This is a genomic window from Clostridium puniceum, assembly GCF_002006345.1.
GTDB lineage: Bacteria > Bacillota > Clostridia > Clostridiales > Clostridiaceae > Clostridium > Clostridium puniceum.
In genome coordinates, this window is sequence record NZ_LZZM01000167.1 from 38,287 (window position 1) to 64,284 (window position 25,998).

Sequence of the window (25,998 nt, forward strand, 5' to 3'; positions counted from 1 at the left end):
ACCTTATGATACATTTTATTTATATTATATATTTTTATTCAGTAAACTTTCATTTCTACTTTTTCTTTGGCTCTTTATATTCTACACCCTTTGTATCAACAGTTATTGATGTAATAATTACATCTTTTTTAGGTGCATCATTAGAACTGATTTCTACACTTTGAATCTTATCTAAAACATCTATGCCTGAAATAACCTTACCAAAAGCCGCATATTCTCCATTAAGATTCGGTGAATCTCCTGACATTATAAAAAACTGACTTCCTGCACTATTAGGATCTTGAGCTCTCGCCATAGATATTACCCCTTTAGTATGCTTTAAACTATTTGCAAATCCATTTGATGTAAATTCACCTTCAATTGAATATCCAGGACCACCAGTCCCATTACCTTTAGGATCTCCACCTTGAATCATAAAATCTTTAATTATCCTATGAAATTTCAAATTATTATAAAAACCTTTATTAGCTAAAGAAATAAAATTATTAACTGTATTTGGCGCAATTTCTGGATATAGCTCAACATTCATAACACCATATCCCTCTACAGTTATCGTAGCTATTGGCAGATTTTTATTTTCTTTTGTTGACTCTGACTCTGTATTAGTACTTTCACTTTTAGGAGCAGATTCATCTGTTTTAGCTGTATTACTTTTATTATTTCCACATCCCATTAATACAAACGAACCCATTAGTATAGTTATTAAAATCAAACTTAAATATTTACTTCTACTTCTTATCTTCATATTTCTTCCACCTTATATTCATATTTCAATAACCTTAGTATATCATAACTTTTCATCTTACTCACATTTGTTAATTATAAATTCACATTTATAAATTTCTAAGTATTCTTTCTATAAATCCATATATTAAGTATTTTAATTTAGTAACTCTTCTATACTCATAAATACTTTTTTAACTAAATCAAAATTTAAGGACATGTTTTCTGCCACAAGATATTTTATTTTATTTTTTAATAAAATATTTTATATTTTATTAAATTAATATTGTAAAACGTATTCATAACTTGATATAATTATATTATAGATATAATTAAAATTATTTATATTTTTATAAAACAAATTCATTACCAAAATTTATTTATTTTTAATAACTCTATAAAAAACTTAGTGTAAATTATTTTCATATTAAGTTTTTGTAAAATGTTAATAAAGGGAGTGGCCACATATGTTCAAAAAATTATCATTAAAACATAAAACTCACCAGCTTACAAAAAAAACATTTAACTTGCCTAAAATCAATCTACTTAATAAAAAAATTTTTTCTAAACTACAAAATAGTAAAATCTTTAAAAAATTATTTTTATTTATTGAAAATGAATCAATTGAAAAAAAGATATCTAATTCTTTTAAATTCATAATAATACTAACGGCTATAGCTATGATTTGTTCAACCATATCTATTATTTCTATGGCTTCAAGAACTAATAAATTATATACTTCACCATATGCAGTTTCAAATACTATTTCTAATATAAAATATAATTTAAAGGATTTAGACGATAATCTATATAAGGCTATATCAACAAATGAGACCTCAAAAAGAAATTACAGTATAGATCTTTCAAATGCAGCAGCTGAAGATTTAAAAAAGAATATTGAAACATTAAATAAAATATCCGCCGAAGATAATACCTTGTTGCAATCACTCTCAGAAAATATTAAAATATTAGAACCTATTAGACAAGATGCTTGTAATTTAATTAAAGAGGGCAAAAAAGAAAGAGCTATAAAACTTCTTGAATCTTCATATTCACTAACAATGGAACTTAATCAAAATATTATTCAGGATATATCTAACCAATCTGAAGTAGATGCTGAGAAGTTTGTAAGTAGTTCCAATATATATAGAAACTTAAGTGTAATAGCTATTATTATTTTCATAATAATAATATTGTTCATCGCAAGTCTAGTCGAAAAATTATTAAGACAAAAATTAATTGAAGGAATTAATAATATAAAAAATATATCAAAAAACTTATTGGAAGGAAATTTAAAAATAGATTCTACTTATACTTCTAATGATGAAATGGGTGAAATGTGTAATGATTTAATTACCTCCTTAAAAATGTTGACTTCATATGTAAATGATATTACAAGTACATTAGAAAGATTATCAAACTCAGATTTAAATATAAATTTAGATAATTCCATATGCTATAAAGGTGATTTTTCTCCTATTCAAGAATCACTTGCTAGAATTGTTACCAGTTTAAATTCTACTTTTCATCAAATACGTGAAGCAATTGGTCTTATAGCAAATAGTTCAGAACAACTATCTGGAACTACTCAGATGCTTTCCGAAGGTTCTGCCTCTCAAGCAGAAGCTGTAGAAGATTTATTATCAAGCTTCACTAAAATATTAACACAAGTTCAAAAAAATACTGACAACGCATATAAAGCTAATAGCTTTTCAGATAAGACAAAAGATATTGTTACTGATGGACGCAGTAAAATGAATGATTTAATGAAATCAATGAAAGAAATTACTAACTCTTCAAAACAAATTGCTGAAATTGTAAATACTATAGAAGAAATAGCTTCTCAAACAAATCTTTTAGCATTAAATGCTGCTATAGAAGCTGCTAGAGCTGGAGATGCTGGAAAAGGCTTTGCAGTTGTAGCTGATGAAGTAAAAAGACTTGCAGCTCAATCTTCTGAAGCAGTTAAAAACACTACAATTATAATTTCCAATTCCTTACACGCGGTGATGGGTGGAGAAAAATTAGCACAGGAAACTGCAGATGCTTTAAATATAATAGTTAAAAACGTGGATGATACTGCTAATTTAGTAAAACAAATTGCTACTGAATCTAAAGATCAGGCTGATGCAATAGAAAAAATGACATCTAGAGTTCATAAAATATCAGATGTAGTTCAAACAAATTCAGCAACAGCTGAAGAAACTGCTGCATCTACTCAAGAATTAGCTTCTCAATCACAATTAATAAATGACAAGCTATCAATCTATAAATTGAAAAATTAATCCAACAAAAGCTTATCCTATAAATATATAATAAATAGAATAACCTGCTTTCTATATGAATATTATATTTCGTATAGAAATCAGGTTTTTCCTATGTCAATAAAGTATATTAATTTTCATGTTTTACAGCTTTTTAATTCTCTAAACTCTATTTTTCTCCATCCATTTAATCGTCCAATCTACTAAATCCCTTTGCCCTATAAATCTTACCTCAGCATTCCCAACCTTATTGACTTTTATATTCTTTTCTTTATCATACTCTTGTCCCAGCCTTATAAAATCTTCATCATCTACGACTTGAGTATTATATGTTACCCATTCTCTTTTGCCATTAATCATTATTGCACTGCTTTCATCAGTAAATTTTTTACTTGAAAAATTTGCTCTTGTTTCAGCTAAATGTAAAGATGTATTTTTTTCATATCCAACCCCAATAAGTAAAACATAACCATCTAATTTATATAATTTATCTACAGGTGAATTCTCACCAAAGATATTACTTAAATCATGATCCTTTGTAATGTACTCTGCATATTTACCTACTGCTGCTATAGATCTAGCTGGATGATTTGTTCTTTTTGCTCCTGGCCATTTTCTAAACATTTCAGCAACTGCCCCCATATTGATTGCAGGTGTAATTTCTTTATCATAAGCTGGCCAATTTTCACGAATTATAGGCCACCATTCTTCTGGTTCTTTCCAATGTACTCCAGTTGATGGATCAAGGTTTTTCCAGGTTTGAGAAGGCATCATTAAAGTGCCTTCTTCTCCTACAATTTCAAGAAGTGCTCTTATTAATGTTTCAGCACCACCTACAACAAATCCTAAACTTTTTAACGACGTGTGTACAAATATTGCCTGACCTTTTGCTACTCCACAATTTTTAAAGCCTTCTATTAACTCTTCCTTAGTTAATATTATCCTTGTTTCTTTTTTCTCTCCCATTTTTATTCCTCCCCCTTTTATATTGCAAACTTAGTTGAACATACTATTCAATAATAGGTATTCTATTATTTAGAAATAGTTCATAACTCAGCTTTCTCAAAATTTTTATAAAATAAATATAAATCCTCTGAAAAAAACATAAAGTTAGTAAATAAATTTTAATTTATACCATATTTTTTAGTAAACATGGATAAGATATAGTTATAGCTTTTTTAATATTATAATAAATAAGGAGTGTAAATTTTAATGATTAATAAGAAAAGTAAGCTCGCTATTGGAATTACAATACTATTTGAAATAATATTAATAGTTACTGCAATTCTTAATACTATTTCAAAACAATGGAATAATTTACTCCTACTAGTTCAAGCAATTATATGCATTATACTTCCTTTTATAATTACATATGCTGCTAATAAAAAAAAATTAATGCTTCCATCTAATTTTCAACCAATAACAGTAATATTTATTTTACTTACGCTATACTTTGGAGAATTTCTGAAATTTTATTCTAGGTTTTGGTGGTGGGATTTATTTCTCCATGGAGTATTTGGCGGTTATGTAGTTATTATTGCCTTATATCTAATCCAAGGAGTTATTCAAAAAGAAAAGCATGTGAGTATTAAACGATTTGCTACTTTCAGCTTAATATTTGCTTTTTGCTTTTCAATTACTCTAGGTACCTTATGGGAAATTTTCGAGTTCTTATGGGATTATTTTTTTAAGACAAATATGGTAAATGGTGGACTTGAAGATACTGCTACAGATCTTATTATAAAAATTGTAGCAGCTTTGATTACTTCAATAATATATTATTTCCGCAAGCTAAATGGATCCCAAAATAACTTAAAGCAATAGACTTGAAATTCAAATAATATAATATTAATTCTTCCTCAATTTTTCTTCAGCTTTTTTCATGTTTTCCATAGCTCTATATTTTACAATTTTAATTATTAATTCATACGGCAATGGTTCTTTTATAGGAAACTGAACTGATCCCTTTGCTCCTTTATATTGGGATAATTCTTCTTTAAATGCTTCTATTCCACTGGGTGCTGGATAAAATCCTATATGATTTTTATAACCAGCAAAATGAACTAAATTTCCATGTAATATAAAAGTGGGCATTTTGTAACTTATCTTTTCTTCTGCTTCAGGTGCAGCTTCTTTTATAACTTTTCTTAGTGTTTTAAGTGTTTCCTGAACCTCGATTGGAAATTGTATTATATATTCATCAATAGTATTAAATTTTATTTTATTTTCTTCCATAATTTATCCCTTCGTTATTCTTCATCCATATGCTTGTTATAATTTTAAATTTTCGATTTTCTTTATTATGAAGCAATTCATCTATACCCCTTTGTGACTTTAGAGAATTAGTTGCATTTAGCACCTCACCAAGGCAAAAGGAACTAATCTCCATAATAAAATAAATTTAAATTTATTAAATCAAATTGATTCTTCAGTATATTTTTTAAAATTATCCAAAATTGCCTGCCAACCTGTTTGTTGCAGCTCAATAGAATTAATGCTTTCAGCTTCAAAAGATTCAGTTATTTCTGTATACTTTTCTTTACTAGCAAAAGTAATCTTAATTTTTCTTTCGTCACCTAAAGTATAATCTATTGTCTCATATAATTTCACTTCATCATAAATACCCCAAAAATCAAATCCTGAACTTCCATCTTTAGCTTCCATTCTTGAAAGAAATTTTCCCCCAACTCTTAAATCATTTTCTGAAAAAGATGTATGCCAGTCATCAGAAGCATTGTTCCATTTTTTTATATGTTCTGGTTCTGTCCAATATTCCCATACTTTTTCTACTGGCGCATTAATTATTGTTTTAACAGTTATTGTTTGCTTACTCTCATCTTTCATATTTTACTCTCCTTCTACTTAAATAAAATCTTATATTTTTCAAAGAATATTCTCTTAATATTTTTAATATCTTATAACAAAATTTGCTCCAACCAATTAATTCATATTGTTTACACTGAGTTAACTGTTCAATTGAATAAAATCTCCAATTCTTCAAGACTCCTTGTGTAAACTTATTAGTTATTACAATTGCTAATTATCACTTATTTTTATACTTTCTCACATTAATATCAATATACTATAATCGAATTATTGCGTCAATATTCAATATTTTCTGATAATTACACTCATCTAAAAAGGAATAATAGATCCTAAGTTAACTTAATTTAATATTCCTTGTTATTCTATACTTTATACTAGGTGCATTATTCTCTCTTCTCATATGAGCACTTCAAAACATCACCACATTTTAGTAAATCTTTAAATACTTTATTTTTTTATTATACACTAACTGAAAGTAGTATAATCTATATTTTTAAAGGACATATATTATAATAATCCTTTTATGTAAAACCACTATACGATGATAACTTCAATATTGGTTGAAAGTAGTTCAAGTTCTTCCTCCTTAATATTTGTGTCAGTTATTAAATAATTAAATTGATCAAAAGTTGCAAATCTATATAAACCATTCCGGCTAAACTTTGAGCTATCAGTTACTAAAACAACCTCTTTAGAATTCTTAAAAATTCTCTGCTTAACTTCTAATTCTCCATATGATCTAGAGCTAGGACCATCTTTATGAAATCCATCATAGCCTACAAATGCTATATCAGCATGTATATTTTCTATAGCTTTCGTTGCCAAATTCCCAACGAAAGACATACTCTTTTTTTGCAATTCTCCACCAATTACAATGAGTTGATTTTTAGTGTTTTCTAAAATTAATGAACTTGTAACAATGACTAGGTCACTTTTAAGATTTAATAACTTAGCAATTTGTAGAACTGTAGTTCCAGAATCTAAAATAACAACACCGTTTTGGTGGATCATTTCAACCGCTTTTTGAGCAATTTTAAATTTTTCACTTATGTTTTTTAACAATTTATCATCAAAATGACTTTCTAAATAATTAGGTGATATAGCAGCACAATAGTTTTTATTTATACTATTATCTTTTTTTAATAATATTAAATCTTTTCTAATAGTTTCAGCAGAAATATTAAATTCTTCAGCTAGTTCTTTAACTGATATACTTCCTTTTAACATAATTAATTGGGCCATTTTAGTTCTTCTTTCAATATCTAAAGATTTTAACAATTTAATCAGCACACTTCATAATAAAATTTAAAATTGTTTTTAATTCTAAATGACTTATTTATTTTTTTAAGGAAACTGGAAGTACATTTGTTCGCCGAGTAAGTTCGATTAACCAAATATAAAATTGGATATCTCACTTATAAAATAAACTTTTCTATTTCTAAAGCTACTCCATCATTTTGTACTGTATCTGTAACTTTTTTAGCATAACTTTTTACATAATCATCAGCATTCCCCATAGCTATTCCACAGCCTACTGTAGATAACATTTCTATGTCATTTTTTCCGTCACCAAAAGCATAACTATTTTCTAAATGAATACCTAAGCACTCCAATACTTTTAAAATTCCAGTAGCCTTTGAATTTGTTTTTGAATATAATTCAAAGGAACCTTCTTCTACGTTATGAACATAATCAAAATTACCATTTCCTAATGATAAACAATAATCTCTTCCTTTTTTATCATTACATAACATTTCAATTTTATATATGTCTACCTCTTCAAGATTGTAATTACCTTCTAAATATTTTTTAGGTATACCGTAAGAATCATAAAATGAATTTAGTTTTTTATGCTCATCTTTAATATATGAATATGTTTCTCCCTGCAATATATATTCAATATTCAGTTTTTCAAAATTACATACTAATTCTTTTACAAGTTCTTTCTTAATAGCTTCCTTATATATACACTTATCTTTAACTTTTACATATGCTCCATTAGTAAGTATAAAACCATCAAAGCCAAAATTATTTAAAGCTTCATTTAGAAAAGCATACGGTCTTCCTGTGGCAATAAAAACATAATTTCCTTTTGCTTGCAATGCACGTATAGCCTTTTTTACTCTAGGAGTAATGTCTGTTATTCCATTTAAACAATCCATTAAAGTTCCATCTATATCAAAAAATACTGCCTTATCCATAAATTCATCTTCCTCTCTATATAGTTTATTCTTATTTTATACAATTTATTACCGTTTAATGTCATTTTATTTCATTTATTCTCATTTGTCAATTAATTTAATTGCATTTTAACATTATGATTGTTAAAATAGAAGTAAATGAGAATAAATTGGAGGAAATTATGTTTATTGAAGAAAGACACAAACATATCTTAGATCTATTAGAAAGAGATGGAAAGATATTGGTGAAAGATTTAAGTACACAATTTGAAGTAAGTGAAAGTATGATTCGGAAAGATCTTCAAGTTTTAGAAAAAAACAACTTGCTACAACGTACTTACGGTGGTGCTATTAATATAAAACGTACTATAGTAAATGGTGAGAGTTTCTTCAAACGAGTTGAAAAGAATACAGATTTAAAAGAAATAATTGCAAAAAAATCATATGAACTAATAAAAGAAGGTGATACGATTTTTTTAGATGCATCTAGTATTTCTTATCTGCTTGCAAAGCTGATTGCACAAAACAATAAAAACATTACTTTAATTACAAATATGGTTGAAATCTCATCAATGATTAGCTTAGATTCGCAAATACACGTTATTTTTATCGGCGGTGATTACAATCCCCTTGTAGGTGGAAATATAGGTTCTCATTCCATTGAACAAATAAAACTTTATCGTTGTAATAAAGCATTTATAGGATGTAGTGGAATAGATCTGCGAGATGGAAGTATTAGTACTAGTGAATCTGAGGATGCTGGTACTAAAAAAGCAATTATGAAAATATCTAAAGAATTATTTCTAATAACACAAAATGAAAGATTTAATCTAGATGGAATTTTCAATTTTTCAAATATAACAGATTTCCACAGTATTATTACAGAAACTGCACCTAATAATACTGTAATGACTTTGCTGGAACAATACGATATAAATTTAATTTAAAACTGTGCAATATGTACTTAAAGACATAACTAAACTTTTATTAAAATAATACTATTGTCTTGCTTTAATAAATGCACTGCCCTAATAATTATGGTATGCTAGGCTATAAAAAAGATATTACATCTTTTTAGATATAATATCTTTATAAAATTTAATTATCATAAAAAGTTCTTTCTATGATAATAATAAGTTCTAAATTCATTTTTTGTTAAAAATCTTAATCATATAAGTCATAAGCTCCCTCTACAGCATGTATTAAATCCACTATTAATGAATTATATGGAGTAGGTACACCATAAAGTTTTGCCTGTTCAACAATAGCACCATTTATAGCATCTATTTCCATCTTGATTTTTTTCTTCCTATCTTGATACATAGATGAATATCCCGTCCCAGCTTTGGTACATACGTCACGCACCATTTCTAAAGCTTCCCTTCTGTCAAAATATGTTCCATCTGCTTCTGCAACTTCAACAGCTTCATAGACAAGACGCTTTGCAAAGTTCCATGCACTCTCGTTTTGTATCATATAACCAATAGGTGTTTGAATTAAAGCAGTAAATGTATTAATAGAAAGATTCACAAATAGCTTGCTCCATATAATCCTTTGAATATCATCTGATACTTCTACCTCAATCCCAGCTTTTCCTAAACAAGAAGCTACTGCTTCAACTACATTATCTGCATTATAATTGCTTCCAATAGTAGTCATTCCAGAACCTCCATGTTTTATTTTTCCTTCCCCTAAATTTACAGCATTATGTTTTGATGTTCCTATAATTATATTGCATTGATTAACATATTTTTTTATTTTTCGATCATTACCTGCTCCATTTTGCAGCGTCATAACAAATGTATCCTTGCCAAATAAATCTTTATTTTCTTCAAGTGCCTGTTCTGTATATGTGCTCTTAACAAATACAATTACTAGATCTACAGAGTCTTTACAAGTTCCAGATTTATATGCTTTTACATTTTTATATACTTTTTCACTGCCATCTGCTTCTATAAGTGTAACTCCATTTTGATTTATTGAATTAACTTGTGGCTCATAGCTATCCAGCATAATCACATCATTTTCTTTACTTAAGTATGCTCCATACAAGCATCCCATAGCACCTGCACCAATAATTGCAATAACCATAATAAATACCTCCATTGTTTTTATTATTTTAATAAAACTACTTATCTACAAAACTATAGATATAAATTATAAATGTTTTTTATCTTTATATTATACTAATTAATTCTTATAATCCATGAAAAATTCCCCAAAACCTAAGTTTAAGGGAATTTTAATATATTTTTCAGCTGCCTCTACTTAACATAGTGTAATTTATTTAGAACTACTTAACCTTTAATATAAACATTATTTAATTTTTACTTCAAAACACTCAGAATTTCAATAAAAAAACTATTTACTTACTGGAAAGCAAACCTCAGTTACAAACTCATTTGGATTTTTAGCAGTCCTTGGACCTGTCAAATATATGTCAAAAGGTGCTCCAATACATTTATACCCATTTTCTTCAATCCATTTCATAATCTTAGCATAGGCTTCTCCTAATTTAGAATACGGTCCTACAAATGTACAACATGCATGTAACCCTCCTGGAAATTCCTTTATTTTATCACTCTTTTCAGTATTTATGCTGCTATTTATAGGGATGCAAATTTCTAAATCTGTATTTTCAACCTCAAATTCCCTGTCATAATAGGATGTCATAATAGGACCTGTCGGTTGAAGATTCATTTTAAAAATATCCTCAAATACTTTACCAATAACACTACTAATGTTACTCATACTTGTAGTTGCTCTCCTACTCATAACAATTAATGACTGCTTTTCTTTTAAATCAACTTTTAAATCTTTGTTTAACTCCATAATATTGCCTCCTAAATCAATTTTTTTAATTTTTTCTTCAATAAAATCCTTTAATTTTAAATTGTTTTGAACTTTCATATCAATTTCATTTATTTTGCTTTCAAGAAATTTTTTTAATAAATTAGTATCTTGTTTATCAATGATTACTTTGATTTCTTCCAATTTTAAACCATACTCTTTCAATTCAGATATAAAAATTATTTTTGAGACTTGTTCATCAGAGTAATATCTATATTGGTTGCATTGGTCTATATGTGCAGGATTCAAAAGATCAATCTCATCATAATACCTAAGTGTCTTAGTTGAAACTCTTCCAATTTTAGAAAATTGTCCAATAGTGTACACAATTCCATCTCCTTTCAGTCGACAAATATAGTATAAACCTTCCAGTTAAGGTTAAAGTCAATAGTTAAACTCTTCTTTTTTTAATTTTACTGCATATTAATTACATTAACTGCTCTTATTATTTCTTCCTCACTTGCATTACATACACATAATCGTATACCTTCAGTATGCTTGAAACCTTCAATATAGGAATTATTTGTACTGCTTACAAGTATCTTGCTATTTAAAAGGTTGTTTTCAAGGTTGTGTGAAGAAACTTCTTTCACCTCCATATACGCATATAATCCAGTATCAGGTATATACCAGGTTATTTTATCATTTAAATTCTTATTGCATAGTTTTCTTAAAATACCCATTTTGTTTCTATAAAATTCTTTTGTTCTTCTTACATGAAACTTGTACATGCTGCTTTTTAAATAAACTTCAAGTTCCCCTTGTGTAAGAATAGATGTATTTAAATCTATACCGTCATTGGTTCTTTTAATGCCAATAACGGGAATCTTAGCATTTTCTAATATGTTTAACATCACTGAATATGTAGGCTGCTCAACAAGAATCTTTAATTTGCTACTTGGAAATGGCATAACCCCAAGAATGTATAACGCTTGTTGTGAACCATTTGTAATAAATATGTTTTCAGGCTTAGTAAATATTTGAAAGTTTATTAAGTGTTTAGTCAAAACATTAATCAGTTCAATCATACCTTTTGGCGAAGAATATTCAAAAAGTTTCTTTCCATAAATTGAAATTGTTTTATCCATGCAATGATAAAAATCTTTATATGGATTAATTTTATCAGATATTTGATATAATAACTAAAAGTAAATTATTGTTCAATCTAATAAACTAATATAAGAAGGTGTCAAATTGTTTAAATATGAATTCAAGACAATTATAAAACAACATGAAAACAAAAATGCGGCTTATGTAGAACCACCATTTGACGTTAAAGAAGTGTTTGGTTCAAAACGTGTTAAAGTGAAAGCAACTTTTGATGGTGTTGAATATCGAGGTTCCCTTGTAAGCATGGGTGGCTGTTACATGCTTGGTCTTACACAAGAGATTCGAAAAAGAATTGAAAAAGGATTTGGTGATGAAGTATTCGTAACTTTAGAAAAGGATGATGAAGAACGCTCAGTGGAAATTCCTGAAGATTTTGCTATTGCAATGAATAATAACGAAACTGCTGTAGCCACCTTCCAATCACTTTCATATACTGCTCAGAAGGAATATGTATCATGGATCACTTCGGCTAAACGTCAAGAAACTAAATTAAAACGTATCATAGAGTCAGTTTCTTTATTAGCTGAAGTGAAAAAACTACGCTAATACGAATAGTTTTTCGGTAATTTAACTGCTCAATTTTTAAATAACGATTTCATTTTGAAGTTAATTCATTAATTAAAATGATGCCTGTTGAATGAACACATAAAAAGTGTTTAGTCTGTAGTTATCATTTAAAAATAATTTTACATCACATTTATAAAACTGTCCAAAGACAAAAACAGTATTATATGTTATTCTTTTCCTATATCGAGAATTAAGGAGGAAAAGAAATGAATTTTTCAACAAAAAAACTTCATGTAAATGGTTTGAACTTTAATGTATTCGATGAAGGAAAAGGTGAACCGGTTTTGCTCCTTCATGGTTATCCCGATTCACTTAAAACCTGGAGAAAAGTCATTCCATTGTTATTAGAAAAAGGATATCGTGTCATCGCATTTGACCAAAGAGGGTTCGGAGAAACAGATGCTCCAGTAAATGTAGAAGAGTACCGTGTAGAAAACATAGTTAAAGATGCCCTTTCTATATTAGCTGCATTAAAAGTAAACTCAAAAATACGGTTAATTGGACATGATTGGGGTGCCAATATCGGATGGGCTTTTTCCATAGCCTGCCCTCAGATGTTGGAATCTTACGTTGCAATTTCAGTTGGACATCCCATGAGTTATTTAAATGATGGTGGTTTTGAACAAAAGAAAAAAGGTTGGTACACCATGGCAAATTTATTTGAGGGCAGAGCAGAAAACATGTTTTCAGCAAATAATTGGGCAATGCTTAGAATGTTTACGGATAATAATCCAGAAGCGGATAAAAATTGGATTCCAGATTTAGAAAGACCTGGGCGTTTCACTGCAGCTTTAAACTGGTATCGTGCAAATCTTGATCCAAAATATGCAGTACCAAAGGATAAGGAAACACCTACAACTGTTAAAGTGCCTGTTTTAGGAATCTACAGTACTAATGATTTATATCTTAGTAAAGCACAAATGATAAATTCAGAAAAATATATTGGTGCAAAATTCTCTTATTATGAAATTAATGGTGCTGGTCATTGGATTCAACTTGAGAGACCAGAGGAACTTGTACAGGCTATTGAGAAATTCTATAAGTCTATATAAAATCTACTTAGGCTAAAAAGCCATTAAAAATCTAGTACTTAGATTTTTACAAACTTCATAGGGCTTAAAACAAATTTAAAAGAAAAAGATATGATAGGTAATAAGTTCGTCCTTATTCCTCTCATATTCTTTTCTTTTTTTATTATTTCATTTTATTTAGTTATTATTCCCTCTCTCTATAATTTAGATGTTACAAAAACATATTTCCTTGCATATCTTGATATTATGATTATTTTTGAAGCAGGCGATTAACATTAAGTTAAATATAGATATAAAAAATTTAGAGTTTATAGGCAAAGGTACCCAAGGTAAGGTATATAGAATAGATTCTCAAAAATGCATAAAAGTTTTTAAGCGAAATAAAGAATGTAATAATGAAGTAAAAACTTTACTAATGTCTCAAAAAGATGTACACTTCCCTCAACTTTACGAATTCGGTGTAAACTACATCATAAGAGAATATGTTAATGGCATTGAATTAAACGAATATTTATTAAAGGAAAAAATTTTAACTTCTCAAATTTCAAAAAAACTCATAGAACTATATGAAGCCATAGTTAATGTCGGCTATTTAAGAAAGGATGCAGCAATATTTCATATCCTTGTAATGCCTTCCACAGAACTTAAACTTATAGATACGGCCAAAGCAATGAAGAAAAAATCAACCATTCCAAGTTTACTTATTAGTGGTTTAGAGGATATTGGATACAAAGAAGACTTTTTTAAATTTTTAAAAAACAACAGACCAAATTTATATGCTCAATGGATAAATTACTCAAAGAAAAAATATAAAAAGATGTATTAAAATTTAATTAATTATTTATAATGTTTTGGTGGTGATATAAAAATGAGATTTTTAATTTTAAGTGACTCAAAAGGAAAAGAAAATGGTATTAATAAAAAAATATTAATAAAACTTTTAAATGAGTCTTGTAAATTAACACCTAGGGCTGACTTTATAGTATTAGGTGGAGATAACATTGCTGGCAGTAGCATAGACAACGTATTAGTGGATCAGCTTCAAACTTTAAGAGATTTAATAGAAAAATATTATCCAGGGATACCTTTAATTCCTGTTGTAGGCAATCATGAAGTAAATAACGAACCTAAGGATGATAATTGTGAAAGAATCTTTAGAAGAATTTATAATGATATGCTTCCTAATACATATCTTGATGGTTATAACAAAACCGTATTTTATGTAGATTATGAAGATGTCAGATTAATAATACTAAATGCCTTCCACTTTAACGAAATAAACAAAATCGAAAAAAGACAGCTTTCTTGGTTTAAAGAAGTCGCTTCTGCAGATGTAAAAAATAAGATTGTTTTTGTTCATTCTCCTGCTTTTCCTACAGGAGCACATTACGGACATTGCTTGGACTTATATCCTCAGAATAGAGATGCTTTCTGGAGGATTGTTCATGACTATAATATAGATCTGGTATTCTCAGGCCATGAACATAATTATTCTAGACGAAAAATACAGTACGAAAAAAGTATTTATCAAGTTATTACAGGCGGCAGTGGAGAAACACTCAGGGATAAGTTTAAAGATAAAAAAGGAATTATAATAGCTCCTATAGCTAAATATCATTTCGTTGTAGTTGATATTATTGCAAGTGGTATTGAAGTCTCTTCAATTAGTTCTAAAGGAAAACTCCTTGATAAATTTAAAATTGATAAAGACAATGCAGACTGATTGTAGCTTAATATGCAATCAAATTTAACTTTATAAAGTCAATACCTCCTTATATTCCAAACAAAGTAAAGAAACAACAATAAATTTGTTTTTTATCTATTGTTATGTTAAAGTACTGGTATTAAAAATATTTTAATACTATTAACTGTTAAAGGGTGATAATATGAATTCTTTTGAACTTAATAATTTTTTACAAAAACACACTTTTTTCGAAAAATACCTTTTAAATTTTAAAAATAATAATGACATGCAAGCTATAAAATCTTTTATTGAAAACACATTCTTTGATAAAAATCTAATGAGAAAATTCCCTTTAATTAATGATGACAATTTGGAGGACTTTTTAATAAATCCCAAAAAACAATTTGAAACTAAGACTATACCTCATCCAAAGAATGGTATTATATTCACTTGTCATCCTCGTTTTGGCGAAATTATAGAACATCATCATGATTATATAGAAATGGTTTATGTTTATTCAGGCAAGTGTAATCAAGTTGTAAATGGTACAACTATAGCTATGAATAAAGGGGATGTATGTATATTAGATACTAATGTATTACATTCAATTGAGCCTGCATCTGAAAATGATATTATCGTAAATTGTCTTATGAGTAAAAAGCACCTTGATAACATTTTAATAGATCGTTTATCAGGAAACGATTTACTATCAAGCTTTTTTATTAGAGCACTTTACTATAGTAACGATTTTAATGAATATATATTATTTAATTCTAGTGAATCTGCAAAACTTTCTAAATTAATGGAAGACGTTCTTTGTGAATATTTTGATAAATCGCTTTGTTCTGATGAAGTTATTAATAGTTATATGATCATAATTTTCTCTGAGCTTCTTAGGGTATATGAAAATCATACCAATACTAAAAGTCGTCATTTACTTAAGAATGCTGGTATTACAGATATAATTCTTTATATACAAAATAATTGCAAAGATGCAACTTTAACTTCTGTTTCCGAGCATTTTCATTTTCATCCCAATTATTTAAGTACAGTGATAAAAAAATTTACTGGAAATAATTTCACCTTTGTCTTACAAGAAGCAAAACTAAAAAAAGCAGCATTTTTTTTAAAGAACTCAAATATCCCAGTAATCGAAGTAGCTAATAGTATAGGATATGAAAATACAAACTTTTTTTATAAAATATTTAAAAAATATTTTGGCTGCAATCCTACTGAGTATAGAAAAAACTTTTCTAATGAATAACCTGCATTAATATAGATAACAACATGAAATTCAAATTTATGAGACAACCAGCATAAAGAGAAGATAGTCTATCAATATTTTATCTTTTAAACAAAAACTAAAAAATATCCAAATGATGCTTTAAATATTAACGAAAAAATAGAATAGCAGATAATTTAATATAAAAAGGTATAACTCCTAATCGTTAAAATTAAGTTTTACACCTTTTTAAACTATGAATTTATTAACCTTCTATATCTTTATTCTATAGCTACTTCCTCAACAGGATTTGAAGGCATTTCTGGAATTGGAGCAACTGCTGCTGCACTTAAAAGACCTGAAACTGCAAGAACACCATATAGTAATGTAAATCCACCTGCTCCTATCAATACTGGTGCGACCACTGGAACTATAGATTGAGGTAATTGACCTGCAATATTCATTATTCCAAAATCTTTAGCCGCATCTTGTGGATTGGGTAATATTCTGGCAATTAGAGCCATATCTACCGCAATATAAGCGCCATATCCAAAGCCTAAAATACCTGTTCCTATAAATACAACTTGTATTGAAGGCGCTATAGCAGCAGTAAATACACCAATAGCAACTACAACAGCTGCACCTGCTACAAAAGGTTTTTGCTTACGGAATTTGTCTGAAAGCATACCACCTAAAACTGCTGAAACTCCAAGACCTATTGTTTGTATCAATGAGTTTAAAGTTGCTACTCCTGTTACCTCTTCCTTAGATATATTAAACTTTTGCATAAAATATAATGTAGCATATACTTGACTAGCAAAAGCTGTACAAACAAGTAAACGTGTTATTACTCCCCACGTAAATGCAGGATATTTTTTGGGACTTGGATAAAGTTTAGACAACTTTTCTTCTAATGTTGAATTATTTGAATCTTTATTTGATATATAATGTTTAATTGGTTCATCTTTAACAAGTATACAAGTTGTTAATGCTCCAATTAATGAAATAGCAGCTACTACACCATATTTCATAGTTAAACTAAGATTATTTAAGGCTGTTAATATTATCATCCCAACAAGTATAGCTACCGGATTAAATAACCCTATAACTCCAGATGCTGTACCTCTGCGTTTTTCTTCTACCTGGTCCGAAAATAAAGCTGAATAAGCTGCAAATGCAGTTGAATAGGCTGCAAGTGCAGTACTCCAAAATACAACTACCATCGTAACACTTTTAGTTAGTGCAATACCCATTAATGAAGCTGCGCCCAATGATGCCCCTATCAGAATCCAAGTACGTCTACGCCCAAAGAAGAAAGTTGTTCTATCACTTATTGCACCACCTATATAATTAAAAACAACACCTATTAATGCACCTACCCCAGATGCTAAACTAAAATCAACTGTAACATTTTGTGGATCAATCTCCAAAAACTTAAATGTTAAAAGTATTGCTAAAGGAATTACTGTTGCCATAGTATAAGTTGATTGTCCAATTAACATACCAAATAGTAATTTACCAAAAGGTGTTTTTGTATTATTTGAAATAGTTAAATCTTTCATTTTATTACTCCTTTTCAATTTATAATATTTTTGCTTTAGGATTAAAATAATCTTAATTCATTATTTGTTAGTTCCTTCACTTTTTCAATAAATAACTTGTATCATTCCTTTAGAAAAGCTTTTCATGTAAACATTTTAATACATTCTATTTAATTGTTTAACAACTAATCATAACATTTACCACAACTGAATTTAAGTTTGTACATTTTATTATTCCTTTAATTCTAATGACTTTTTAATATGTAATATTAAATTTATCCTATCGTTCATTTATAAACATATAAAAAAGAACATGAATCTCAAATCAAATCCATGCTCTTATATAGGTTTATAAATATTTAAAGTTTTCTTATTCAATTACTCTTAATCTAGAATATAATTCTTTAAGCTCTACTTGAATATTTTTCTGAAAACGGATCTATTATATAATTCATTTTATATACTCCTGAGCCAAATTCCCTATCCTCTTGATTTACTATTCTAAGTATAACTGTAACACCTATTGGAACTACTATATTTACTTCATTCCTACACGCTCTTAAGTCCCACCTAACTTCTATATTTCCATATGGACTTTCATAAGATAAGCTACAATATTCAAAGGGCGATTCTAAAGCTGGTTCAATTATAAATTTACTGCTTTCCTCTGGGCATTTTACAAGCCCACCAATTTTACGAACTATATAATCTTGTACACTTCCTAATGAATAGTGATTATAGGATATCATACTCCTATTTCCATCTGGTTTAATTGCATCCCAACACTCCCATATAGTTGTTGCTCCTTGCTTTACCATATACAGCCATGATGGACATTCTTCTTGCAATAATAGCTTATATGCTAAATCTTTTTCACCATAATTAGTTAGCACATCTAATAATATTGGCGTTCCTAAAAACCCTGTATCTAATTTATTATTATTTTCCTTAATCTTAAATTTTAACCTATCTATAAATTTTTTATTTACTTCATCACTACCCATTTTTAAATGCGCTGCTAAAACATATAAGCCTTGTAAATCATTTAAAATCTTGCCTTCATCATCTACATAAGCTTCATTAAATGCATATTTTACTTTCTTAGATAAACCAGCGTAATATATTTTATCTTCTTCTCTATTTAATATATGTGCAATATTTGATAAAAGCTCTGAAGAATATGCAAAATACATAGTTGCAACTTGATTTTTTGTTAATTGTGCAGAAATCATAGGCTCTAAACTACCATCTTCCTTAACACAGCTTGGAGTCATCCAATCACCATAATGAAAGTCCATGTCCCATACATAATTTTCATATTCTTTTGACTCTTCTGTTATATTAGAAGCACATCTTTTTTCAACATAGATTAACCATTTTTTCATCATTTCGTAGTTATCCTTAAGAAAATTAATATCCTCATATTGAATATATAAATGCCATGGAATAATGATACATGCATCTGCCCATCCCGCAGTGCTTATATTTCCAAAACCACTAGAAAGCATATTATCAGATTCTATCCATGGTATTAATCCTGGGATTTGTCCATTTTCATATTGATCTGCTCTCATATTTTCAAGCCAGCGCCTCATAAAGTTGTCTATTTTCATATTAAAAATTGCAGTTGGAGTATAAATCTGTGCATCTCCTGTCCATCCACCTTTTTCTCTTTGAGGACAATCTGTGGGCACTGAAACAAAATTGCTTTCTTGTGAATTATAAATATTTTCTATCAACTTATTAATTTTTTGATTAGAAGTTTCAACATATCCAGTTCTTTTACAATCAGTAGATAGTACATGAGCTACGAAATTTTCTTTCTTAAGTTCATCTGAATATCCTATAACTTTAACATATCTAAATCCTTGATAAGTAAATTTAGGCATAAATACTTCTTCTTCACTACCTTTTAAGACATATGTTGTTGTTTGAAATTTATTTTGCCCCATAGTATTAACAAAAAAATTACCTTCTAAATCTAATTCTTCAGTATGTTGTAATTGAACAACATCACCTTCTGAACCTTTTACTTTAATTTCAACAATACCGGCTATGTTTCTTCCAAAATCAATAACTTTTTCGCCTTTTGGAGTTGTAATTATATTTACAGCCTTAATTGTTTCAATACATTTTATCGGCTCAGCTAAATCAACCTTTAATTGCTTATATCCATAATCCTTCTCAATAACTTCAAAATGTTTAATTACTTTTTCCATATGATTTTGTTTTTCACCAATAAACAAATCAGAATATTCTATTTGACCTATAGCGGCTTTAAATGAACTATCAGTTCCTACAATTTGTTTTTCACCATCGGTGTACTCTATTTCAATTTGTGCGAGTAATGAAACATTATCACCAAATTGATGACCTATTCCAGCCAAACCAATTCTACTTTTATACCAACCATCTGCTACTGTAATTTTTATTTCATTTTTAGATTTCTTAATCTGATTTGTAATATCATAGGTTTGGTAATACTGTAACTTAGGATAAGTAGTAAATCCAGGCGCTAGGTATTCATTCCCTACTTTTTTTCCATTAAGCTCTGCCTCATAAACACCATGGGCAGTAGCATATATTCTAGCTTTCTTTATTTTCTTATTTTTTATTGAAAATTGTTTTAAAAATATTATAGGTGGATCCAATGGAATATTTTCTATTTCGTTTGGATTAGGATGATATGAAAAAACTTTCTCAAAATTAAAATCTTCTTTTTTAGATTTAATTTTCATGTCAGCTTCAATCCATTTTGCTTTCCAATCCTCTGAATTTATTCCAATTTCAAAATTAATCAAATCACTTTTAGCTGCTTCATCATAATTATTCCAAGCAGTTATCTTCCAGTAATATTCATTTCTACTTTCTAATGTTGGGCCATTATAATATACATTAATTGATTGGCTGCTTTGAACCTTTCCCGTTTTCCATATTAATTCATTTTTACTACCAAATAGCTTAATTTCATATGCTTTTTGAACAACATTTTTTCTATCAGCTTCCATTTGCCATCCAAAAAATATTTTTTTATTTCCTATAACAGTCTTTTTATCACTACTATTGGTAAAACACTTTTTTATTAAGAACATCTCTATCCCCTCATTTAATAATTAATTTTATTTATATTTTTTAAGCTTCACTCTTAAAGTGTATTATATATTGTATATTTTTTTAACGACTAATTGTAATGTCTTATACGACTTATGATAAGTTTTATTTTATTCTGTTATATCAGAATAATTGTTAACTTTGTTTTTTCTAGCATAACGTAAATTCCACTAATTTTATAAATATTCGAGTACAGATAAAATAAGTGCCTCGATGTTCTAAATCACATCGAGGCACCCTATAAAAATATAAATCAATATAGAATCAAAATACTATACTAATTTATCAGCTTATGAATAATACAAACATAAGGCTAAAAATCTGTATAGATATAATTTTAGAAAATTCCTTTTGCTATTATGTTTCTTTCAATAGTGCCACACTGTTGGTAGGCAGCTTGGAAAAGTTATAAGCTTATTAAAGTAGCAACTTTGTAGAATTATACAAATTTCAAATTACATTATATCCAGATATAAATAATAGTAATACAATTAAAAATAAATAAAATCTTTCAATTTTTCTTTCTTCTAATTGTTGATTAATTATGGTGCCAATGAATCCTCCAATAATGGCTGAAACCCATATAAATGGTATCAAGGATAAATCATATTCAAACAATTTATTAAAAACTATCACACTACCTAACTTTGATATTTGGGCGAAGAAAATAGTAGCAATAGAATAGATTGCAGCTTCCTTAATTGTATATGAAAATAGCAACATTAGAAGCGCAACATTTAATGGCCCCCCTCCTATTCCCAAAAAAACTGAAATTGAACCTAAAAGAAAACCAACAAAAAAAACAGAAAGTAAGTTTTTTAAATGATAGGATTTAATTTTATCTTTATTCAGTGTATAAACTAGTATACAAATTAAAGTAATTACAAGTAAAGGTCCTTGAATGACTTTAACAACACCATTTTCATAAGAGTAAGTAACTCTATTAAAAATATCCTCTCCAAATATTCCTCCAACTAATGAACCAATAGATATCCACAAAACAGTTTTTAATTGAAAATCGAAGCCATTTGTTAATTGTTTGCTTATTGATACAATACTCATTGCAAATACAGCAACTGATGAATAAAATCCTATTGCAGCTGCATTATGATAACCAAGCATATCAAATAACGGCTTGATTATTACACCTCCGCCAAGACCTGATATGGCTCCTGAAATTGTGGCAATTAATATAATAATTACATAAATTAATATTATCATTATAATTATCTCCTTATTAAAAATACTTAGCTCCAAGATTGAAGCATAAGTATTTTTAAATATAATCTTATAAAGCTGCTTTTATTATTTCAGCACTCTTTTCCATACCTAATGAATCCACAGTAAATGTATCAGTATTTACACATAAATCATATTCACTCATCTTACCTCTTTCGATGCTCGAAAATGTATGGTAATAAATTTTTCTCTGCATAACTTGTCTATCTATGAACTCAGGTGCATCTTTCTTAGGAATTCCAGCAATACGTTCGCATCGGTCTACTTTTTTATCAATGCCTGAAGCATAAGCATAGACATTTAAGAAATCTACCCTACCCTTTAAGACTATATCTGCCCCTCTTTCCATAAGAATACAAGGTCCTTCTTGAACTATCTTCAATATAGTATCTGAGTATCCATTGTAAATCTTCAATCCTAATCCATCTTCATTAAGCTGTGAAGTTTCATCAAACTTACTATTCGCAAGCTTTTCATCATATTCTCTTAAAACTTTTTCATCCATTCCAGATTCCTTTGCAGTCCTAATCAATAAATCTTCTCCATTTGACTCAATACATTTTTTATACCAATCAAAGGATTTTTTCTTACTTCGATTAAGAGTACCATTTCCTACATCATCCATATCCACATAAATGAAGCCATAACGTTTTTTCATTTCTCCTGTACTCCAAGCTACTAAATCAATGCATCCCCATGGAGTATATCCCATCAAATCAACACCATCTAATTCAACTGCATCTTTCATAGCATTGATATGTTCTTTTAAGTATTCAATTCTATATTTATCATTAATTGAACCATCTGCTTCTACCTTATCAACAGCTCCAAGACCATTTTCAACTACAAACAATGGTAAATTATATCTTTCATACATTTGACATAATGAAATACGCAATCCTAGCGGATCAACTGACCAGCCCCAATCTGATACTTCCAGATATGGATTTTTATATGCCATCATGTTATTTCCACCTGTCTTTTCTGCGTTTTTATCTGTTGTGGATGCAGTAGACATATAGTAGCTAAAACCGATATAATCAACGATACCTTCTTTTATTATCTCATCATCATCTTGTTCTTTCTTTATTGTAATGCCTTTTCTTTCAAGCTCCTTAATCTTATGGTTAGGATAATATCCCTTGCATTGAACATCTAGGTAGAATTCTACTTGTCTTTGAAAAATTATATTTTCCATAACATCTTCTGGTTTGCAAGTCATTGGATAGCTTGGAATATAACAAACCATAGTTCCTATTTTAAACTCCGAATTAATTTCATGACCTAATTTAACAGCTTTTGCACTTGCTACAAGTAAATGATGAACCGCTTGATACTTAGTTTGATCATCAGTATTGTGTATACCAATATGAACCCAGCATCTAAGGAAATTTATTTCATTAAATGTCATCCAATATTTAACTTTATCCTTATATCTTTTGAAGATTGTTTCGCAGAAAAATACATAATAATCAACTACTTCTCTGCTTGACCATCCATCATAATTGTCAGCAAGGTGCATTGGAGTATCAAAATGATTTATTGTAACAACAGGCTCAATTCCATATTTTAATAATTCATCAAATACTTCATCATAAAACTTTAACCCTTCTTCGTTTAATTCTTTGGTTCCTTTAGGGCAAATCCTTGTCCAACTTATAGATAGTCTAAAGCATTTAAAGCCCATTTCAGCAAATAATTTTATATCTTCTTTAAAATGTTTATAAAAATCAACAGCTTCATGACTAGGATAATATGTATCTAAATCTATATATCCAACAGCTCCTTCTGGCAGAGCATCAAGTCTTCCTGCTTCCTTTATTTCGCCTTCTTTAGTTTTATAAATAACCTTACGCGGATTTGTATGACTTCCTACTGTAAGAACATCAAGAGTAGTTATTCCTCTTCCTCCTGATAAATATGCACCTTCATATTGATTAGCTGATGTTGCTCCACCCCACAAAAAATCTTTTGAAAAGCTCATTAAAAAACCTTCTTCCTATATTCTCTACATATTTTTCTTTATATATTAGATTTGATCCGTTGCTATGCACATAATTAGCCCATAGCAACTAATCTTATATAATTTTGTAACTTATTTTTTAGTAATTTTATAACTTTTTGTTGATATTTTATTTTGCTGACTTAATTAAAGCATCGCCAACTTTAACATCTTTATCAGTTATACCTAAAACCTCAGCATAATCAGCTGTGTTTGCAATAAGAACAGGTGTAATTATTTCGTAACCTTCTCTTTTAATTGCATTCATATCAAATTCTAATAACTTATCACCTTTTTTAACTTTTTGATCCTTTTGAATAAACGCTGTGAAATGATTTCCACCTAGTTTAACTGTATCTATTCCCACATGAATTAATATTTCAATTCCATCATCACTTGTAATTCCAATAGCATGTTTAGTTTCAAACAATGCTGAAATCGCACCATCTACTGGAGCATAAACAACTCCTTCTTCTGGAATAATCGCTACACCTTTACCCATAATACCTTCAGCAAAAACTGGATCACTAACTTCCTTAAGTTCTACTGATTTTCCTTTAATAGGAGCATAAATAACTCCACTTGAATTTACATCTATTGCTACTTCCACTTTATCTTCTGATTTTTTTGTATCTTGAGCTGGTTCATCTATTCCAAGTATAAAAGAAGCAATGAAGGTTACTGGTGCAACAATCATTAGACTAAGTAATGGTACTCCAAATATTTTTATTGTTTTTGGCATAATCTTATCAGCAAATGGTTCAACATAAGACATAAACCAAACTGCTAAAATAATAGGAATAACTGATGATCTATAAGAAGCCAATGAAACCGGTGCTCCTAAAAGGTGTAATACTTCTCCTGCTTTTTTTGCATTAGCCACCATTGTAGTAAAGGTTGGATGTAACAGTACTCCACCTATAGCCATTGCTGCATATTCGTTGCATTTAAACTTCTTTGCAGCTGAGGATGCTAGTAGTATTGGTAAAAAATAGAATGCAGTATCACCAATATAGTTTATAAATTGATATGTTTCTGATTTAGGAGAAAGCCATCCAAATGCAACTGCTAGAGCCATTACAGCTTTTAACATACCAGCACCAGTAAGTGCTGGAACAACTGGGAAGAATATACCAGCAATTGTATCTAATGCTCTTGTCATAATTCCCTTATCTTCTCCTTTTCACCGTCACTCTCACCAGTATTGAATGATCCTAAATCTAAAATTGCTTTATATACATCTCTAACATCACTTCCAATAACAACCTGATATTGTCCGCCTTTATTTACAACTCCAACAACACCTTTAAGGTTTTTAAGAAAATCAGTATCTGCTTTTTTATCGTCTTTTAAGTTAAAACGTAATCGTGTAGCACAATGACCTACAGATATAACATTTTTTTCTCCACCTACTTTTTCTAAAATTGTGGATGCAAGTTTTTTGTAATCCATAATTTTTCACTCCTTCTAAATTGTTCTTTTAAGATTTAAATACTTTACAATTGATAAAAAAATAAAATTGGCAAATTGCAATAACAAATTGAACTAATTTCTATTTATGACTTAAACACTTGTATTTTCTTAAACTGCATAAATTTTATCTAAGTGTGCTTCAAATAACTCTTCAGGAGTCTTATAGTTAAGTATT

Annotated in this window: 23 protein-coding genes; 8 read left to right on the top strand and 15 right to left on the bottom strand. The window is 28.7% G+C overall.

Annotation, left to right across the window (positions count from 1 at the left end):
• Nucleotides 1-55: 55 nt before the first annotated feature.
• On the bottom strand, nt 56-745 hold the full coding sequence (locus CLPUN_RS13175; protein WP_077847728.1) for a peptidylprolyl isomerase: 690 nt from the start codon (nt 743-745) through the stop codon (nt 56-58).
• 445 nt (nt 746-1,190) lie between these two features.
• On the opposite strand from CLPUN_RS13175, the gene CLPUN_RS13180 reads away from it, so the two are divergent.
• Nucleotides 1,191-3,008 (top strand): methyl-accepting chemotaxis protein, encoded by a 1,818-nt coding sequence (locus CLPUN_RS13180; protein WP_143329053.1) that lies wholly within the window; start codon nt 1,191-1,193, stop codon nt 3,006-3,008.
• Between the two features lie 141 nt (nt 3,009-3,149).
• Here the strand turns inward: CLPUN_RS13180 and CLPUN_RS13185 are convergent, their stop codons facing one another.
• The gene (locus tag CLPUN_RS13185) at nt 3,150-3,953 is read right to left on the bottom strand and encodes an AAC(3) family N-acetyltransferase (protein WP_077847729.1); all 804 of its coding nucleotides are present in this window, start codon (nt 3,951-3,953) and stop codon (nt 3,150-3,152) included.
• A gap of 246 nt (nt 3,954-4,199) precedes the next feature.
• Here CLPUN_RS13185 and CLPUN_RS13190 point away from each other — a divergent pair, with 246 nt between their 5' ends.
• Nucleotides 4,200-4,811 carry a DUF2238 domain-containing protein gene (locus tag CLPUN_RS13190; protein WP_077847730.1) on the top strand — a complete coding sequence of 204 codons (612 nt, stop codon included), beginning with the start codon at nt 4,200-4,202 and terminating at the stop codon, nt 4,809-4,811.
• Between the two features lie 24 nt (nt 4,812-4,835).
• On the opposite strand, the gene CLPUN_RS13195 is transcribed toward CLPUN_RS13190, so the two are convergent.
• From CLPUN_RS13195 to CLPUN_RS13210, 4 genes are all read right to left on the bottom strand, one after another.
• Nucleotides 4,836-5,222, bottom strand: a complete 387-nt coding sequence (locus CLPUN_RS13195) for an iron chaperone (RefSeq protein ID WP_077847731.1) — start codon at nt 5,220-5,222, stop codon at nt 4,836-4,838.
• A 180-nt stretch (nt 5,223-5,402) separates the two neighbouring features.
• Nucleotides 5,403-5,831, bottom strand: a complete 429-nt coding sequence (locus CLPUN_RS13200) for an SRPBCC domain-containing protein (RefSeq protein ID WP_077847732.1) — start codon at nt 5,829-5,831, stop codon at nt 5,403-5,405.
• Between the two features lie 516 nt (nt 5,832-6,347).
• On the bottom strand, nt 6,348-7,055 hold the full coding sequence (locus CLPUN_RS13205; protein WP_077847733.1) for a DeoR/GlpR family DNA-binding transcription regulator: 708 nt from the start codon (nt 7,053-7,055) through the stop codon (nt 6,348-6,350).
• Nucleotides 7,056-7,228: 173 nt separating this feature from the next.
• Complete coding sequence (locus tag CLPUN_RS13210) at nt 7,229-8,014, bottom strand: Cof-type HAD-IIB family hydrolase (protein ID WP_077847734.1); 786 nt, start codon at nt 8,012-8,014, stop codon at nt 7,229-7,231.
• Between the two features lie 161 nt (nt 8,015-8,175).
• Between CLPUN_RS13210 and CLPUN_RS13215 the strand changes: the two genes are divergently transcribed.
• Nucleotides 8,176-8,940, top strand: coding sequence for a DeoR/GlpR family DNA-binding transcription regulator (locus CLPUN_RS13215; RefSeq protein ID WP_077847735.1), 765 nt, complete (start codon nt 8,176-8,178; stop codon nt 8,938-8,940).
• A 217-nt stretch (nt 8,941-9,157) separates the two neighbouring features.
• On the opposite strand, the gene CLPUN_RS13220 is transcribed toward CLPUN_RS13215, so the two are convergent.
• The 3 genes from CLPUN_RS13220 to CLPUN_RS13230 form a co-directional block, all read right to left on the bottom strand.
• On the bottom strand, nt 9,158-10,084 hold the full coding sequence (locus CLPUN_RS13220; RefSeq protein WP_158078766.1) for a ketopantoate reductase family protein: 927 nt from the start codon (nt 10,082-10,084) through the stop codon (nt 9,158-9,160).
• 270 nt (nt 10,085-10,354) lie between these two features.
• On the bottom strand, nt 10,355-11,170 hold the full coding sequence (locus CLPUN_RS13225) for a MerR family transcriptional regulator (protein WP_077847737.1): 816 nt from the start codon (nt 11,168-11,170) through the stop codon (nt 10,355-10,357).
• A gap of 86 nt (nt 11,171-11,256) precedes the next feature.
• Nucleotides 11,257-11,931 (bottom strand): aminotransferase class I/II-fold pyridoxal phosphate-dependent enzyme, encoded by a 675-nt coding sequence (locus CLPUN_RS13230; RefSeq protein ID WP_077847738.1) that lies wholly within the window; start codon nt 11,929-11,931, stop codon nt 11,257-11,259.
• A 106-nt stretch (nt 11,932-12,037) separates the two neighbouring features.
• Between CLPUN_RS13230 and CLPUN_RS13235 the strand changes: the two genes are divergently transcribed.
• The 5 genes from CLPUN_RS13235 to CLPUN_RS13255 all read left to right on the top strand — a co-directional run bounded on the left by CLPUN_RS13235 (nt 12,038) and on the right by CLPUN_RS13255 (nt 16,499).
• On the top strand, nt 12,038-12,499 hold the full coding sequence (locus CLPUN_RS13235) for a YdeI/OmpD-associated family protein (protein ID WP_077847739.1): 462 nt from the start codon (nt 12,038-12,040) through the stop codon (nt 12,497-12,499).
• 227 nt (nt 12,500-12,726) lie between these two features.
• Nucleotides 12,727-13,572 carry an alpha/beta fold hydrolase gene (locus CLPUN_RS13240; protein WP_077847740.1) on the top strand — a complete coding sequence of 282 codons (846 nt, stop codon included), beginning with the start codon at nt 12,727-12,729 and terminating at the stop codon, nt 13,570-13,572.
• Between the two features lie 394 nt (nt 13,573-13,966).
• Nucleotides 13,967-14,377, top strand: a complete 411-nt coding sequence (locus CLPUN_RS13245; protein WP_077847751.1) for an RIO2 family protein — start codon at nt 13,967-13,969, stop codon at nt 14,375-14,377.
• Between the two features lie 42 nt (nt 14,378-14,419).
• On the top strand, nt 14,420-15,274 hold the full coding sequence (locus tag CLPUN_RS13250) for a metallophosphoesterase family protein (RefSeq protein WP_077847741.1): 855 nt from the start codon (nt 14,420-14,422) through the stop codon (nt 15,272-15,274).
• Between the two features lie 163 nt (nt 15,275-15,437).
• On the top strand, nt 15,438-16,499 hold the full coding sequence (locus CLPUN_RS13255) for an AraC family transcriptional regulator (protein ID WP_077847742.1): 1,062 nt from the start codon (nt 15,438-15,440) through the stop codon (nt 16,497-16,499).
• Between the two features lie 239 nt (nt 16,500-16,738).
• On the opposite strand, the gene CLPUN_RS13260 is transcribed toward CLPUN_RS13255, so the two are convergent.
• The 6 genes from CLPUN_RS13260 to CLPUN_RS29395 form a co-directional block, all read right to left on the bottom strand.
• Nucleotides 16,739-18,019, bottom strand: coding sequence for an MFS transporter (locus CLPUN_RS13260; RefSeq protein WP_077847743.1), 1,281 nt, complete (start codon nt 18,017-18,019; stop codon nt 16,739-16,741).
• Between the two features lie 383 nt (nt 18,020-18,402).
• A complete protein-coding gene (locus tag CLPUN_RS13265) occupies nt 18,403-21,090 on the bottom strand; it encodes an alpha-L-rhamnosidase (RefSeq protein ID WP_077847744.1) in 2,688 nt (895 codons plus the stop codon).
• Nucleotides 21,091-21,559: 469 nt separating this feature from the next.
• Nucleotides 21,560-22,330 carry a sulfite exporter TauE/SafE family protein gene (locus CLPUN_RS13270; protein WP_077847745.1) on the bottom strand — a complete coding sequence of 257 codons (771 nt, stop codon included), beginning with the start codon at nt 22,328-22,330 and terminating at the stop codon, nt 21,560-21,562.
• Nucleotides 22,331-22,397: 67 nt separating this feature from the next.
• Nucleotides 22,398-24,332: a family 1 glycosylhydrolase gene (locus CLPUN_RS13275; protein WP_077847746.1), complete on the bottom strand. Its 1,935-nt coding sequence runs from the start codon at nt 24,330-24,332 to the stop codon at nt 22,398-22,400.
• A 148-nt stretch (nt 24,333-24,480) separates the two neighbouring features.
• Nucleotides 24,481-25,512, bottom strand: a complete 1,032-nt coding sequence (locus CLPUN_RS13280) for a glucose PTS transporter subunit IIA (protein WP_341425233.1) — start codon at nt 25,510-25,512, stop codon at nt 24,481-24,483.
• Nucleotides 25,509-25,802, bottom strand: a complete 294-nt coding sequence (locus CLPUN_RS29395; protein WP_341425235.1) for a PTS transporter subunit EIIB — start codon at nt 25,800-25,802, stop codon at nt 25,509-25,511. Before CLPUN_RS29395 ends, CLPUN_RS13280 begins: the two co-directional genes overlap by 4 nt.
• Between the last annotated feature and the right edge of the window lie 196 nt (nt 25,803-25,998).

Coding starts and splice junctions, on each gene's coding strand:
- CLPUN_RS13180 (WP_143329053.1), top strand. CDS start 1,191: ATGTTCAAAAAATTATCATTAAAACATAAAACTCACCAGCTTACAAAA.
- CLPUN_RS13210 (WP_077847734.1), bottom strand. CDS start 8,014: ATGGATAAGGCAGTATTTTTTGATATAGATGGAACTTTAATGGATTGT.
- CLPUN_RS13175 (WP_077847728.1), bottom strand. CDS start 745: ATGAAGATAAGAAGTAGAAGTAAATATTTAAGTTTGATTTTAATAACT.
- CLPUN_RS13230 (WP_077847738.1), bottom strand. CDS start 11,931: ATGGATAAAACAATTTCAATTTATGGAAAGAAACTTTTTGAATATTCT.
- CLPUN_RS13220 (WP_158078766.1), bottom strand. CDS start 10,084: ATGGTTATTGCAATTATTGGTGCAGGTGCTATGGGATGCTTGTATGGA.
- CLPUN_RS13195 (WP_077847731.1), bottom strand. CDS start 5,222: ATGGAAGAAAATAAAATAAAATTTAATACTATTGATGAATATATAATA.
- CLPUN_RS13245 (WP_077847751.1), top strand. CDS start 13,967: ATGTCTCAAAAAGATGTACACTTCCCTCAACTTTACGAATTCGGTGTA.
- CLPUN_RS13185 (WP_077847729.1), bottom strand. CDS start 3,953: ATGGGAGAGAAAAAAGAAACAAGGATAATATTAACTAAGGAAGAGTTA.
- CLPUN_RS13240 (WP_077847740.1), top strand. CDS start 12,727: ATGAATTTTTCAACAAAAAAACTTCATGTAAATGGTTTGAACTTTAAT.
- CLPUN_RS13190 (WP_077847730.1), top strand. CDS start 4,200: ATGATTAATAAGAAAAGTAAGCTCGCTATTGGAATTACAATACTATTT.
- CLPUN_RS13205 (WP_077847733.1), bottom strand. CDS start 7,055: ATGGCCCAATTAATTATGTTAAAAGGAAGTATATCAGTTAAAGAACTA.
- CLPUN_RS13255 (WP_077847742.1), top strand. CDS start 15,438: ATGAATTCTTTTGAACTTAATAATTTTTTACAAAAACACACTTTTTTC.
- CLPUN_RS13280 (WP_341425233.1), bottom strand. CDS start 25,512: ATGACAAGAGCATTAGATACAATTGCTGGTATATTCTTCCCAGTTGTT.
- CLPUN_RS13275 (WP_077847746.1), bottom strand. CDS start 24,332: ATGAGCTTTTCAAAAGATTTTTTGTGGGGTGGAGCAACATCAGCTAAT.
- CLPUN_RS29395 (WP_341425235.1), bottom strand. CDS start 25,802: ATGGATTACAAAAAACTTGCATCCACAATTTTAGAAAAAGTAGGTGGA.
- CLPUN_RS13250 (WP_077847741.1), top strand. CDS start 14,420: ATGAGATTTTTAATTTTAAGTGACTCAAAAGGAAAAGAAAATGGTATT.
- CLPUN_RS13265 (WP_077847744.1), bottom strand. CDS start 21,090: ATGTTCTTAATAAAAAAGTGTTTTACCAATAGTAGTGATAAAAAGACT.
- CLPUN_RS13270 (WP_077847745.1), bottom strand. CDS start 22,330: ATGATAATATTAATTTATGTAATTATTATATTAATTGCCACAATTTCA.
- CLPUN_RS13200 (WP_077847732.1), bottom strand. CDS start 5,831: ATGAAAGATGAGAGTAAGCAAACAATAACTGTTAAAACAATAATTAAT.
- CLPUN_RS13260 (WP_077847743.1), bottom strand. CDS start 18,019: ATGAAAGATTTAACTATTTCAAATAATACAAAAACACCTTTTGGTAAA.
- CLPUN_RS13215 (WP_077847735.1), top strand. CDS start 8,176: ATGTTTATTGAAGAAAGACACAAACATATCTTAGATCTATTAGAAAGA.